Genomic DNA, 14,352 nt, shown 5'->3' with positions numbered 1-14,352 from the left:
ATCATTTCATTTCTGTATGCGATTTTCAAGGTACACATTAGATTCCTTTTGGAATCCAATGGAGATAACGAGATTCGAACTCGTGACCTCCTGCTTGCAAGGCAGGCGCTCTCCCAACTGAGCTATACCCCCAAATAGGTTTTATTCAATTTAGCTTGACATTCGTTTCAAGCTATGGGCTTAAGTGGACTCGAACCACCGACCTCACGCTTATCAGGCGTGCGCTCTAACCGGCTGAGCTATAAGCCCTTAGTTGTAATCTGGCAGCCACCTGCTCTCCCACACCGTCTCCAGTGCAGTACCATCGGCCGCTGAGGTCTTAACCATCGTGTTCGGGATGGGTACGGGTGTTTCCCCTCAGCGCATCGCCACCAGAAGCATTTCGTTCTTAGCGAGGTCTTTTCGAGCTTAGTACGAAAGCTGTTCTTTTCTTGCCTGCAAGGAAATAACTTCCTTTTCTTTTCTGCTCTGTTTCCTCTCCAGAACACTCATAACTAAACAATAGACTTTTTCAATCCTTACTTCTTTTTCCGTTTTAGTTGGATTGTTCCAGACGAAAAAAGCATTTCTTCCTTAGAAAGGAGGTGATCCAGCCGCACCTTCCGATACGGCTACCTTGTTACGACTTCACCCCAGTTATCGGTCCCACCTTCGGCAGCTCCCTCCTTACGGTTGGGTCACTGACTTCGGGCGTTACTGACTCCCATGGTGTGACGGGCGGTGTGTACAAGACCCGGGAACGTATTCACCGCGACATTCTGATTCGCGATTACTAGCGATTCCAGCTTCATGTAGTCGAGTTGCAGACTACAATCCGAACTGAGACGTTATTTTTGGGATTTGCTCGGCCTCACGACTCTGCTTCCCTTTGTTTACGCCATTGTAGCACGTGTGTAGCCCTGCTCATAAGGGGCATGATGATTTGACGTCATCCCCACCTTCCTCCAGGTTATCCCTGGCAGTCTCTCCAGAGTGCCCGGCCTTGCCGCTGGCTACTGAAGATAGGGGTTGCGCTCGTTGCGGGACTTAACCCAACATCTCACGACACGAGCTGACGACAACCATGCACCACCTGTCTCCTCTGTCCCGAAGGAAAGCTCCGATTAAAGAGCGGTCAGAGGGATGTCAAGAGCAGGTAAGGTTCTTCGCGTTGCTTCGAATTAAACCACATGCTCCACCGCTTGTGCGGGTCCCCGTCAATTCCTTTGAGTTTCATTCTTGCGAACGTACTCCCCAGGTGGACTACTTATTGCGTTGGCTGCGGCACCGAAGAGCTTTGCTCCCCGACACCTAGTAGTCATCGTTTACGGCGTGGACTACCAGGGTATCTAATCCTGTTTGCTCCCCACGCTTTCGAGCCTCAACGTCAGTCATCGTCCAGCAAGCCGCCTTCGCCACTGGTGTTCCTCCTAATATCTACGCATTTCACCGCTACACTAGGAATTCCGCTTGCCTCTCCGACACTCTAGCTGCACAGTTTCCAAAGCAGTCCCGGGGTTGAGCCCCGGGCTTTCACTTCAGACTTGCACTGCCGTCTACGCTCCCTTTACACCCAGTAAATCCGGATAACGCTTGCCCCCTACGTATTACCGCGGCTGCTGGCACGTAGTTAGCCGGGGCTTCTTAGTCAGGTACCGTCATTTTCTTCCCTGCTGATAGAAGTTTACATACCGAAATACTTCATCCTTCACGCGGCGTCGCTGCATCAGGGTTTCCCCCATTGTGCAATATTCCCCACTGCTGCCTCCCGTAGGAGTTTGGGCCGTGTCTCAGTCCCAATGTGGCCGTTCACCCTCTCAGGCCGGCTACTGATCGTCGCCTTGGTGGGCCATTACCCCACCAACTAGCTAATCAGACGCGGGTCCATCTCATACCACCGGAGTTTTTCACACTCGATCATGCGATCACGTGTGCTTATGCGGTATTAGCAGTCATTTCTAACTGTTATCCCCCTGTATGAGGCAGGTTACCCACGCGTTACTCACCCGTCCGCCACTCAGTCACTTGAGCTTCCTTCCGAAGAATTCCATCCAAGCGCTTCGTTCGACTTGCATGTGTTAAGCACGCCGCCAGCGTTCATCCTGAGCCAGGATCAAACTCTCGTTAAAAGTGTTTGTTTCCAGTCAAGAATCACTACTAGCAATCCTATCCCTTTTACTGTTTTTAGGTTGACATTTCTGTCTATTCTGAAATTTTCTCAATTGTTCGAAATTTTCAGGGTTGTGTTGTCTATTGTTTAATTATCAATGTTCTGTTTTGCTTTTCGTAATCAGCTGTTTTATTTTATCACAGCGTTTCTTACTTGTCAAGCACTTTTTTATTTTTATTTTGCCATCGCTTATCGCGACAACTTCTTAACTATATCACACTCTCAAGTGTTTGTCAACAATCTTTTTAAAGTTTTTTGAACTTTTTATTTTGTTCTTTTCTTTAAAAAGCGGAGAAAGAGGGATTTGAACCCTCGCGCCGGTTGCCCGACCTACACCCTTAGCAGGGGCGCCTCTTCGGCCTCTTGAGTATTTCTCCGAATTTGTTTTCGATATAGGCGCTGTATCAAGCGCATAATTGATTATACTAAAGCTTTTTTCAAATGTCAATAACTTTTTTTTACTTTTTTGTAATTTATCTTTTACTAGAATTTTCTCTCATTTTTCTTTGTCTGTAATTTATTTTTATATAGATATGACAAAAGAAGAATCCTTCTGTGTAAACTCTGGATTCTTCTTTTTTCTCGCAAGACTCTGATGATCTACTTCTGTTCGGAAGTATTTTTCTCTATTACTTCTTCAATCCGCCTCTTTACTTCTGCTGCAATTTCATTTGTCTTCATATCCTTGTATTCTTCATACAACATCGGTTTTAAAAAGTGAACTTGTACTGTAACTGATTCAATGCTGTTTGTATCAAATGGTTTAAAGGAATCAATTAACGCCACCGGGATAATCGGACATTTTGCTTTTGTCGCTGCTTTAAAGCTTCCGCCCTTAAATTCTTGAACATGATTTCCATTTTTTGACCTCGTTCCTTCCGGAAAAATCAAATAGTTCCTTCCATTTTCTACTTCTTTGCTCACTGCAGTAATCACTTTCATTGCCTGTCTGACATCACTCCGGTCCATTGTATATGCTTTCATGCATTTGAAAACCTGTTTCAAAAACTGTACATTTTCTACCTCTTTTTTTGCTACAACTGAAAATGGATGTGAACATGCCTCTACAATTGCAAGTACATCATACATTCCCTGATGATTTGGAAAGAACATAAACCCATCTTTCTCCGGTATATTCTCTTTTCCATGTACATCGATCGTCACTCTTCCGCCTTTATTGGCACGAAGTACGATGAAGGTGAGCATTTTGTAAATTTGCTGCTCTGTATATTTTTCTACATGTCCCGCATAATAGCATAATTTACACCACATAACAGGAACCAGCAAAATATTTTTAAAGACCATTAATAAAATACGTTTCATTTAATTTTCCTCTATTCTCTTTCTGTATTTTTCAATTGCTGTCTCATAGAGATTATTTCCATCTTTGTCGATTACGACGATCACAGGAAAGTTTTCAATTTCCAATCGGCGGATTGCTTCTGCTCCAAGGTCATCATAGGCAACTACTTCTGAGCGTTTAATACATTTAGATAACAGTGCTCCTGCACCTCCTACTGCCGCAAAATAGACAGACTCGTTTCTTATAATCGCATCAATCACTTCCTGTGTCCGCTTTCCCTTTCCAATCATTGCCCCCAGACCCAGATCTAACAGCCGCGGCGCATACTTATCCATTCTGCTTGCAGTTGTTGGTCCTGCTGAACCGATTGGTCTTCCTTCTCTTGCCGGAGATGGTCCCATATAATAAATCACCTGCTCTTCCAGTTTCACTGGCAGCTTCTCACCTTGATCAAGGCTTTCATTCATTCTTTTATGCGCAGCATCCCTTGCCGTATAGATTGTTCCCGTCAAATATACATAATCTCCCGCTTTTAATTGGCAAAGCTGATCTTTTCCTGCTGGTACCGTCATATGTTTTTCCATCTGCACTGCCTCCCTTTCTCTCCTTGCTATAACACTCTCACAATATGTCTGTTCACATGGCAACAGATATTCACCGCCACTGGAAGCCCTGCAATGTGAGTCGGATATGTGTTGACATTAACTGCAAGAGCGGTCATCACGCCTCCCAATCCTCCCGGTCCAATGCCAAGCTGGTTGATCTTCTGCAGCATTTCTTCTTCTAATTCTTGCACATATGGGATTTCCGAATGGACGCCAACCTCCCTTGTCAATGCTTCCTTTGCCATCAGCGCACATTTTTCAAAAGTACCTCCGATTCCAACACCGACTACCATTGGTGGGCACGCATTTGGTCCTGCCTCTGCCACTGTATTGAGAATCGCTTGCTTTACCCCTTCCAATCCATCTGCCGGCTTCAACATCATAACTTTACTCATGTTTTCACTTCCGAATCCCTTCGGCGCCACTTTGATCTTCACTTGATCACCAGAAACAATTTTATAATGAATAACTGCTGGGGTGTTATCCTTTGTATTTTCTCTCAGAATCGGATCCTTTACCACAGATTTTCTCAAATATCCTTCCACATACCCCTGACGTACCCCCTCATTGACAGCCTCTTCTAGATTTCCCCCGGTCAGATGTACCTCTTGTCCAATCTCTAAAAATACAACTGCCATTCCGGTATCCTGGCAGATTGGAATCATATCTGTTGCTGCAATCTCCAGATTTTCCTGAAGCTGTTCTAAAATCTGTCTGCCAAGTGGAGACTCTTCTGTTCTCACTGCCGTCTGCAATGCATTCTTCATATCATCTGAAAGATAATAATTAGCTTCAATACACATTTCTTTTACATTTTTTGTAATCTCACTGACATCTATTGTTCGAATCATAGGGACCTCCTCATTGATCTGAATCTTCTGAAATTTTTCATCTATCTAAGATTATAGTATACATCACAAAGAAAAGGAATACCTGTATCCAGATATTCCTTCTCTTTTTCCCAATATTCTCTTTCTAGAATCGACTATTCCGATACAATCTCTCCGCATGCGATCTTACTTCCGGAATTTCCTGATGACTGTGTCCGGAAATCATCTGCCATCCCATGGATGACAACTGTTCTTCCGATCACTTCTTCCGGGTAAAACCGGTCTGTGTAAAAGGCGCTCCATGCAAGCCCCTCATTTGCAAGCAATGGAGGAAAATCCCCCGCATGCCCTGGATGTACTGTATTTTCCGGATTATAATGTCCCTTTGTCTGAGCAAATGGATCCTCTTCATCTCCTGTACATAATGCTCCTTCATGAATATGGAATCCGTAGAAATTTGCGTTTGGAGCATTTTCTGCATTTGGAAGACCTTCCACTTCTGCCACAACCAGTGTTCCCCCGTACATTTCAAAGAAATAAATATTTCCCTTGATCTTAGAATGTCCGGCATCTCCTCGTATCTGTGCATATGCATCTGCTGTCTCATTCATAAACTGAACCATAGCTTGTTACCTCCTGCATGCTTCCTTGTTCTGCCTTGTTTCAGCATATGCAGATGCACTCTATTTGTGACATAGGGTATCTGATTCCATCATTTTTTCTAATTTGTTTCTAATTCAAGACTTTCTTCTGAACCTGCTTCTTCTACTTCAGCCTTTTCTTCTGCATTTTCTTCTGCGACAGTTTCTCTCACTTTTGCAATGCTGGCAACTTTTGTATTGGAGTCAAGGTTGATCAGTTTCACTCCCGATGCGACACGACCAAGAATAGAAATTCCTGCACATTCCATTCGAATTACAATTCCCTCTGTATTGATGATCATAATTTCATTGTCTTCGTTTACTGCTTTAACTCCGATCACATTTCCGGTTTTCTCCGTGATCTTATAGCACTTCACACCTTTTCCGCCACGATTCTGACAGGTGAACTCTTCAATTGCAGTACGTTTTCCCATTCCCTTTTCAGAAGCGATCAGAAGGTAATCTCCCTGGGTATGTAACTGCATTCCGATCACTTCATCGCGATCGCTCAGGTTCATTCCTCGTACACCCATAGAAGTTCTTCCCGTTGATCTTACATCCTGCTCTTTGAAACGGATACACTGACCGTATTTTGTTACCATGATGATATCTTTTTCATTGTCTGTGATCTTTACTTCAATCAGCTCATCATCTTCACGAAGTGTGATCGCAGCAAGCCCTGTCTTTCTGACATTTGCATAATCTGTAATTGGCGTCTTCTTCACAAGACCTTTTTTCGTCGCCATAAACAGATATTTCCCGTCTTCATATTCACGGATCGGAATCATCGCAGTAATCTTTTCATCCGGCATGAGCTGCAATAAATTGATGATCGCAGTTCCTCTTGCAGTTCTTCCAGCCTCCGGAATCTCATAGCCTTTCATCCGGTATACTCGTCCGGTATTGGTAAAGAACATGATATAGTTATGTGTCGAGGTCATAAATAATTCCTCTACATAATCTTCTTCAATGGTCTGCATTCCCTTGATTCCTTTACCGCCGCGGTTCTGACTCTTGAAGGTATCTGTTGTCATCCGCTTGATATAACCAAGCTTTGTCATTGTGATCACAACATCCTGCTCCGGAATCAGGTCTTCTGTAGAAAGATCTAACTCATCAAAACCAATGGAAGTTCTTCTGTCATCCCCATATTTTCCACTGATCACAAGAATTTCTTCCTTGATCACACCTAAAAGAAGTTTTCTGTCTGCAAGGATTGCTCTCAATTCTCCAATGCGCTCCATGAGCTCCTTATATTCATTTTCAAGCTTTTCCCGTTCCAGACCGGTCAGTGCACGCAGACGCATATCTACAATTGCCTGTGCTTGTACATCTGTCAGCTGGAATGCTTCGATCAGTCCTTCTTTCGCAGCCTGTGCATTCTTGGAATTACGAATAATTCTGATAACCTCATCAATATTATCAAGGGCGATCAGCAAGCCTTCCAAAATATGCGCGCGCTCTTCTGCCTTATTGAGTTCATATTTCGTACGTCTTGTCACGACCTCTTCCTGATGTCTGAGATAATAGTTCAGCATCTCAAGAATGTTCATGACTTTCGGCTCGTTGTTGACCAGTGCCAGCATGATCACACCAAACGTATCCTGCAATTGTGTATGTTTGTACAGCTGATTCAGAACAACATTTGCATTGACATCCCGGCGCAGCTCGATACAGATACGCATACCTTCTCGGTTAGACTGATCACTTAAATCTGTAATTCCGTCAATCTTCTTATCGCGTACAAGCTCTGCAATCTTCTCGATCAGACGAGCTTTATTCACCATATATGGTAATTCTGTGACAACGATACGGCTCTTTCCATTTGCCATCGGCTCGATATCCGTCACTGCACGTACACGGATTTTTCCTCTTCCGGTGCGGTATGCCTCCTCGATTCCTCTCGTTCCAAGGATCATTGCTCCAGTTGGGAAATCCGGCCCTTTGACGATTTGCAAAATATCTTCTATGCTCGTCTCGCCGTTTTCTTCTATCTGGTCATCAATAATCTTTACCACTGCTGCAATGACTTCTCTTAGATTATGCGGTGGAATATTCGTCGCCATTCCAACCGCAATTCCTGACGTACCATTGACCAGCAGATTTGGAAATCTGGCCGGAAGTACCGCCGGCTCCTTTTCCGTCTCATCAAAGTTTGGTGTGAAATCTACTGTGTCTTTATTGATATCAGCTGTCAGCTCCATAGAAATTTTGCTTAATCTGGCCTCTGTATAACGCATGGCAGCAGCGCCATCTCCATCGACTGAACCGAAGTTTCCATGACCATCCACAAGCGGATATCTTGTAGACCACTCCTGCGCCATATTGACAAGCGCTCCATAAATCGAACTATCTCCATGCGGGTGATATTTACCCATCGTATCTCCGACGATACGGGCACACTTACGATGCGGCTTATCCGGTCCATTGTTCAGTTCAATCATGGAATAGAGGATTCTTCTCTGTACCGGTTTCAGACCATCTCTGACATCCGGAAGTGCACGGGAGGCAATAACGCTCATTGCATAATCAATATAAGAGTCTTCCATCGTCTTTTTCAGGTCAACCTCATGAACTTTATCAAAAATATTATCTTCCATTGTCTTCTCCTTACTTGAAATACATTTTCATCAACGCTGTAAAAACCTTTAAATATCAAGATTTTGCACGTATTTTGCATTCTCCTCGATAAACTCTCGTCTAGGCTCTACTTTATCTCCCATAAGTGTCGTAAAAGTAAGGTCTAATTCGGATGAAGATTCCTCATCCATTGTCACACGCAGAAGCACGCGGTGCTCCGGATCCATCGTTGTCTCCCAAAGCTGTTCCGCATCCATCTCTCCAAGACCTTTGTAACGCTGAATCTTATTATTTCCATCTCTTCCAACTTCCTGAAGAATCTTATTTAATTCTTCATCACTGTAAGCATACCATACTTTTTTGTTTTTCTCCAACTTATAGAGCGGAGGCTGCGCCAGATAAACGTATCCTTGTTTGATCAGTTCCGGCATAAACCGATATAAAAATGTCAGAAGAAGCGTACTGATATGAGCGCCGTCCACGTCGGCATCGGTCATGATAATGATCTTATGATATCGCAGTTTTGAAATATCAAAATCCTCGTGAATTCCCGTTCCAAAGGCTGTGATCATCGCTTTGATTTCTGCATTTGCATAGATTTTATCTAGTCTTGCTTTCTCTACATTCAGAATCTTTCCTCGAAGCGGAAGAATTGCCTGAGTTGCACGGTCTCTGGCAGTCTTTGCCGATCCACCCGCAGAATCTCCCTCTACAATGTAAATCTCACATTTGGATGCATCCTTCTCTGAACAATCTGCAAGTTTTCCCGGAAGTGACATTCCCTCTAAGGCTGATTTTCTTCTTGTAAGATCTCTTGCCTTTCTGGCCGCTTCCCGCGCACGCTGTGCCAGAACAGACTTCTCGATGACAACTTTGGCAACCTGCGGATTCTGTTCAAGGAAAATCTCTAACTGTGTACTCAGTACACTGTCAACCGCACCTCTTGCCTCACTGTTTCCAAGTTTTTGCTTCGTCTGTCCTTCAAACTGTGGATCCTGAATCTTAACGCTGATAATTGCTGTCAGACCTTCTCTGATATCTTCTCCCGAAAGATTTGGTTCACTATCTTTTAACAGCTTATTTTTTCTTGCATACTCATTGAAAGTCTTTGTAAGTGCATTTCGAAAACCGACAACATGTGTACCGCCTTCCGGTGTAGTGATGTTATTTACAAACCCATATGTATTGTCTGTATAGGAATCATTGTGTTGCATTGCCACTTCTACTGCAACTCCGTCTTTCTGTCCCTCACAGTAAATAATCTGCTCATAAAGAGGAGTCTTGCTTTTGTTTAAATACTGCACAAATTCCTTGATTCCACCTTCATAGTGAAATGTCTTCTCGATGCGTTCTTCCGGTCTCTCATCTGCTAAAACAATCTTCAGATTTTTCGTAAGAAATGCCATCTCACGGAATCTCTGCTTCAAAATATTATAATCAAACTCTGTCTCTTCAAAAATCTCGGCATCCGGCAGGAATGTAACTTTCGTTCCGGTCTTGTCCGCTTCGCATTCTCCTACCACTTTCAGCTGATAGGCAGATTTCCCGCGCTCATAGCGCTGTTTGTAAATCTTGCCCTCGTTGTAAATCTCTACTTCCAGCCATACTGACAGGGCATTTACTACTGAGGCACCCACTCCGTGAAGTCCACCGGACACCTTGTATCCTCCGCCACCGAATTTTCCTCCGGCATGCAGCACGGTAAATACGACCTCAACCGCCGGAAGTCCTGCTTTATGATTGATCCCAACCGGAATTCCACGTCCGTTGTCAATAACCGTGATCGAATTATCTTTGTTGATCGATACAAAAATCGTATCACAATATCCGCCGAGTGCTTCATCGACCGCATTGTCCACAATTTCGTATACAAGATGATGTAACCCTCTGGAAGATGTGCTCCCAATGTACATTCCAGGTCTTTTTCTGACGGCCTCCAGTCCTTCCAATATCTGAATCTGATCTGCACCATATTCTGTACTCATTATAGTCCTCCTAATTTTCCTTTACTACGACTCCATTACTTACATGAAATATTTTATTTATCGAAAAGCGGTGATTTACAAACTCATCGACACCAGTGCAGGTGATCAATGTCTGTATGTCATGAATGCTGTCTAATAAATAATTCTGTCTGTTCTTATCCAGTTCTGACAGGACATCATCCAACAAAAGAACCGGCGTATCCTTGATCAACTTTCTGACAATCTCTATCTCTGAAAGCTTCAAGGATAATGCTGCTGTCCTCTGCTGTCCCTGGGAACCAAATTTACGAATATCAATATCTTTTGTCAAAAAACAGATGTCATCTCTGTGTGGTCCTGCTGAGGTGCTTTTCATTCGAATATCCCGCTCCCTGTTCTTTTTCAGAACCGACTCGAATTCCATCTGCCCAATGTTTTTCTCATATGAAATTGTAATCGTTTCTCGGCCTCCCGTCAATTTATAATGAATTCCAGATATTATTTCATTTACTTCTTCCAGAAATTTTTCCCGTCTTTCCATGATCCGACTGCCATACTGAATCAGCTGCATATCCCATAAATCCAGCATCTCATTTAATTCTGCACGATTCTGGCAGTCTTTTAACAGACGGTTTCTCTGATTGATGATTCTGTTATAATTTGCCAGATCACTCAGATAGACTTTATCAAGCTGGGACAATTCCAGATCCATAAATCTTCTCCGCTCGGCAGGTCCGTTCTTGATAATATTCAGATCTTCCGGAGAGAAAAATACAAGATGAACAAGTCCAAACAGCTCACTTGCCTTTCGGATTGGAATCTTATTGATCGCAATTCCCTTTGGACTGTTCTTCTTCAGATGCATATCCACCTGAAACTCGATCCCATCTTTCTCGATCACCGTCTCAATATGAGACTCTTCATTTCCAAATTGAATCAAATCCCGATCTTTCGTACCTCTGTGAGATTTCGTTGTTCCGGTCAGATAGACCGCCTCTAAAATATTTGTCTTACCCTGAGCATTGTCGCCATAAAATATATTGGTAGCATGGTCAAACTCGATGCTGAGAAAATCATAATTTCTAAAGTTTTTTAATTTTAATGACTTAATTACCATACCGGCACCAACTGTCCTTATTATTTCTCAATTCGGATCTCCTGTCCATCAAAAGAGACAACATCTCCAGCATAAAGTTTCTTTCCACGCTGCACTTCTATTTCCCCATTGACAGATACTAATCCATCCTGAATAACAAATTTCGCATCAACACCAGATTCTACAAATCCTGCCGCTTTTAATGCCTGTCCTAATTTAATGTACTCATCTCTTAATTTAATAATTTCCATTTCTTCGTCCTCTCGCACATTGAAAATACGTTTCGTAGTTTTTCTGCATAAATATGCATTGCTATGTTGCATATTTATGCAGCCGCATTGAAGTTTACTGGAAGGATCAGATAGATATAACTTTGTTCTTCATCTTTGATAAAGCAAGGTGCTTTTGCATTCATGAAGTACAGGCTGACCTCCTCGTCATCGATCACGCGCAGCGCATCAATCAAAAACTTCGGATTAAATCCGATCAGCAGATCCTTTCCGTCTTTGGTAATCATGATCTCTTCATTCATAGAACCAATCTGTGACTGGATCTTCAGCTGCATAGACTCATCGGTAATATTAATAATGATCGGCTTCTTATCTCCTTCTTTCACAAGAAGTGTTGCACGATCAATACAGCTTAACAGTTCTTTTTTATTGATTCGCACTTTTGTCTCATAATCGTTTGAGAGCATCTGGTCGATACGGAAATATTCTCCTTCGATTAATCTTGACACAACAACGGTGTTGCTGAACTCAAACACGATATGATTATTTGTAAAATAAATAGTAACTTCACTTTCTGTCTCACCAGAAAGGATTTTACTGATTTCCTGAAGTGTCTTTCCTGGAACGACAACTTTTCTAGGCTCATAAGATTCTTTTAATTCGATTTTTCTAATGGAAATACGGTGTCCGTCCAGGGAAACCACTTTCAGAATATTCTGATCCACTTCAAACAATTCACCCGACATCAGTTTGTTGCTGTCCATATCAGAGATTGAAAAAATTGTCTGACGAATCACTTCTTTGAGCGTAAATTCAGAAAGTGTGATGCAATCCTTTTTTTCGATATAAGGTAAATAAGAAAAATCTTCTCCTGATTTTCCGGAAATATTAAATTTTGCTTTTTCGCAGGTGATCAGTGTCTGTAAATTACTATTTGTTTCAATGATTACTTCATTATCAGGAAGTTTTCTTACGATTTCTGAAAAAATCTTGGCATCCAATGCAATGATTCCTTTTTGAAGAATGGTTCCTTCAATCGTAGTTTCAATTCCAAGTTCCATATCATTCGCTGTCAATTTGATTGTATCTGTTGTTGCATCAATTAAGATACATTCTAAGATTGGCATGGTTGTTTTAGAAGGAACTGCTTTGGAGACAATACTGACACCTTTGACTAAATTTGATTTTGTGCAAATGATTTTCATGTGTATAACTCCTTTCGGTATTTGCTTTGAGTAAATATATGAAAGTTATCCGCCGTAACCGCCGTAGGGGCTGTGGATATGTGGATAACCCTAAAAATCCCTATGGTTGAGCGATTTTTACGCTCGAAAAGTATGTGGAAAAACAAAGGATAATACGTTCGCAAAATTGGGATAACTTAAGCGAGTTTTCCACAGAAAAAATTATCCACAATGAACGAACAATCTATCCACAGTTTTTCCACATATCAATCCACAATAGCCGTTAAAAAAATAACAATCTAAACTGGATTTAATTTTTTCTTAATAATATCAATGGTGTTGCTGAAGGTGTCACTGGCCTTGATATCAGCAGTAACTTTATCAACTCCATGGCTGATCGTAGAATGATCACGACCACCAAGTGTCAGACCGATTGCTTTGAGTGGAGTATCGGTCATAGTACGGCATAAATACATAACTATTTGACGCGGAATTGCGATTTCAGCGTTTCGTTTGCCACTTTTTAAGTCAGCGATCGAAATATTAAAGTGTTCTGAGACAACATCCAGGATTAATTCCGGGGTGACTTGTCTGTTTTCATTTGGTGAAACGATATCTTTCAGCGCTTCCGCAGCCAAATTGATATCAATCGGTGCATTTTTTAACTTATATAATGCGATCAATTTGTTTAAAGAGCCTTCAAGCTCACGGATATTTGACTTTACATTAGAAGCAATGTACTGCATAACAGCATCCGGAATATTGTATTTGTCCAGTCCGTCCAATTCTTCCTTTTTCCTGAGAATTGCCATTCGTGTTTCATAATCAGGTGAGGAAATATCTGCGACTAAGCCGCATTCAAAGCGGGAGCGGAGACGAGCTTCCAGTGTTTCAATGTCTTTTGGAGGCTTATCGCTGGAGATGATGATCTGCTTGCCGGATATGTGAAGATGATTAAATGTGTGAAAGAATTCTTCCTGTGTACTTTCTTTTCCGATAATAAATTGGATATCATCTATTAAAAGGACGTCAATCGATCTGTATTTTTCGCGAAAAGCAGTCATTGCGGATTCATTGCCAGTTTTTCCGTTTTTAATTGCTTCGATCAGTTCATTTGTAAACGTTTCACTTGTTACATATAATACTTTTTTCTCTGGCTCATTTTCTAAAATAAAGTGAGCGATGGAGTGCATAAGATGGGTTTTTCCAAGTCCGACACCTCCATATAAAAAGAGGGGATTATAGACTTCACCCGGTGATTCTGCAACTGCAAGTGATGCAGCATGTGCAAAATTGTTGTTTCCACCAACGACAAAAGTATCAAATGTATACTTGGGATTCAGGTTTGCAGCCTGAGATACAGTTACTTTTGATTTCGGTGTGGCGGTTTTATCCTCAAAATCTTTCGGATCGAATTCATTTTCGGCGATAAATTTTACTTCATATTCTTTTCCGACAACTTCGGCAATACATACCTGAAACGGCAGCAGGTATTTGTTTTTAATATAGTCAATACTTGCTTTTAAATTCACAAGAATGTACACAGTATTACTTGTTACTTTATATACTCTCAGTGGAAGAATCCACGTTTTGAAAGAAACGTCCGTAAGACTGTGTTCAATTTTTAATTTTTGTATAATTTCTTCCCAATTTTCCTCAACAATATTCATTCTTCTAACTCCTAAGTATCATAGTAAAAGAAATTTGTAGACAATCTCTCCACTATATTTTACATCAAAACCCATATTTAAGCAATGGAAATAAGTGTGG

10 protein-coding genes, 3 tRNA genes and 2 rRNA genes are annotated in these 14,352 nt (G+C 41.9%); all 15 read right to left on the bottom strand.

Features of this window, described 5'->3' with window-relative positions; all coding sequences use genetic code 11:
* Positions 1-59: 59 nt before the first annotated feature.
* The 15 genes from ACGG81_RS00075 to dnaA all read right to left on the bottom strand — a co-directional run bounded on the left by ACGG81_RS00075 (position 60) and on the right by dnaA (position 14,252).
* Positions 60-132 (bottom strand) — tRNA-Ala (locus ACGG81_RS00075).
* Between the two features lie 43 nt (positions 133-175).
* Positions 176-249, bottom strand: a tRNA-Ile gene (locus ACGG81_RS00070).
* 9 nt (positions 250-258) lie between these two features.
* Positions 259-376: ribosomal RNA gene (gene rrf / locus ACGG81_RS00065) — 5S ribosomal RNA — on the bottom strand.
* 201 nt (positions 377-577) lie between these two features.
* Positions 578-2,108, bottom strand: a 16S ribosomal RNA gene (locus tag ACGG81_RS00060).
* 330 nt (positions 2,109-2,438) lie between these two features.
* Positions 2,439-2,526 (bottom strand) — tRNA-Ser (locus ACGG81_RS00055).
* A gap of 223 nt (positions 2,527-2,749) precedes the next feature.
* A complete protein-coding gene (locus tag ACGG81_RS00050; RefSeq protein WP_390108923.1) occupies positions 2,750-3,472 on the bottom strand; it encodes a lysophospholipid acyltransferase family protein in 723 nt (240 codons plus the stop codon).
* On the bottom strand, positions 3,473-4,042 hold the full coding sequence (locus ACGG81_RS00045) for a Fe-S-containing hydro-lyase (RefSeq protein WP_270196970.1): 570 nt from the start codon (positions 4,040-4,042) through the stop codon (positions 3,473-3,475).
* Positions 4,043-4,062: 20 nt separating this feature from the next.
* Positions 4,063-4,908 carry a fumarate hydratase gene (locus ACGG81_RS00040; protein ID WP_009263557.1) on the bottom strand — a complete coding sequence of 282 codons (846 nt, stop codon included), beginning with the start codon at positions 4,906-4,908 and terminating at the stop codon, positions 4,063-4,065.
* 134 nt (positions 4,909-5,042) lie between these two features.
* Positions 5,043-5,510: a superoxide dismutase family protein gene (locus tag ACGG81_RS00035; RefSeq protein WP_008977324.1), complete on the bottom strand. Its 468-nt coding sequence runs from the start codon at positions 5,508-5,510 to the stop codon at positions 5,043-5,045.
* A 98-nt stretch (positions 5,511-5,608) separates the two neighbouring features.
* Positions 5,609-8,128 carry a DNA gyrase subunit A gene (gene gyrA / locus ACGG81_RS00030; protein WP_270457361.1) on the bottom strand — a complete coding sequence of 840 codons (2,520 nt, stop codon included), beginning with the start codon at positions 8,126-8,128 and terminating at the stop codon, positions 5,609-5,611.
* A gap of 48 nt (positions 8,129-8,176) precedes the next feature.
* Positions 8,177-10,093, bottom strand: a complete 1,917-nt coding sequence (gyrB, locus tag ACGG81_RS00025) for a DNA topoisomerase (ATP-hydrolyzing) subunit B (RefSeq protein WP_009263554.1) — start codon at positions 10,091-10,093, stop codon at positions 8,177-8,179.
* A gap of 10 nt (positions 10,094-10,103) precedes the next feature.
* Complete coding sequence (gene recF / locus ACGG81_RS00020; protein ID WP_008977319.1) at positions 10,104-11,189, bottom strand: DNA replication/repair protein RecF; 1,086 nt, start codon at positions 11,187-11,189, stop codon at positions 10,104-10,106.
* A gap of 20 nt (positions 11,190-11,209) precedes the next feature.
* Positions 11,210-11,419: an RNA-binding S4 domain-containing protein gene (locus tag ACGG81_RS00015; protein WP_009263553.1), complete on the bottom strand. Its 210-nt coding sequence runs from the start codon at positions 11,417-11,419 to the stop codon at positions 11,210-11,212.
* 74 nt (positions 11,420-11,493) lie between these two features.
* Positions 11,494-12,603, bottom strand: a complete 1,110-nt coding sequence (dnaN, locus tag ACGG81_RS00010; protein ID WP_009263552.1) for a DNA polymerase III subunit beta — start codon at positions 12,601-12,603, stop codon at positions 11,494-11,496.
* A 278-nt stretch (positions 12,604-12,881) separates the two neighbouring features.
* Positions 12,882-14,252: a chromosomal replication initiator protein DnaA gene (gene dnaA, locus ACGG81_RS00005; protein WP_009263551.1), complete on the bottom strand. Its 1,371-nt coding sequence runs from the start codon at positions 14,250-14,252 to the stop codon at positions 12,882-12,884.
* Between the last annotated feature and the right edge of the window lie 100 nt (positions 14,253-14,352).

Origin of the sequence: Faecalimonas umbilicata (genome assembly GCF_042846195.1) — a bacterium.
GTDB classification, from domain to species: Bacteria; Bacillota; Clostridia; order Lachnospirales; family Lachnospiraceae; genus Faecalimonas; species Faecalimonas umbilicata.
Note: the sequence above shows the minus strand (reverse complement) of the source record. Positions and strands in the feature narration are given on the sequence as shown.

Coding starts and splice junctions, on each gene's coding strand:
- ACGG81_RS00050 (WP_390108923.1), bottom strand. CDS start 3,472: ATGAAACGTATTTTATTAATGGTCTTTAAAAATATTTTGCTGGTTCCT.
- ACGG81_RS00040 (WP_009263557.1), bottom strand. CDS start 4,908: ATGATTCGAACAATAGATGTCAGTGAGATTACAAAAAATGTAAAAGAA.
- ACGG81_RS00035 (WP_008977324.1), bottom strand. CDS start 5,510: ATGGTTCAGTTTATGAATGAGACAGCAGATGCATATGCACAGATACGA.
- gyrA (WP_270457361.1), bottom strand. CDS start 8,128: ATGGAAGATAATATTTTTGATAAAGTTCATGAGGTTGACCTGAAAAAG.
- gyrB (WP_009263554.1), bottom strand. CDS start 10,093: ATGAGTACAGAATATGGTGCAGATCAGATTCAGATATTGGAAGGACTG.
- recF (WP_008977319.1), bottom strand. CDS start 11,189: ATGGTAATTAAGTCATTAAAATTAAAAAACTTTAGAAATTATGATTTT.
- ACGG81_RS00015 (WP_009263553.1), bottom strand. CDS start 11,419: ATGGAAATTATTAAATTAAGAGATGAGTACATTAAATTAGGACAGGCA.
- dnaN (WP_009263552.1), bottom strand. CDS start 12,603: ATGAAAATCATTTGCACAAAATCAAATTTAGTCAAAGGTGTCAGTATT.
- dnaA (WP_009263551.1), bottom strand. CDS start 14,252: ATGAATATTGTTGAGGAAAATTGGGAAGAAATTATACAAAAATTAAAA.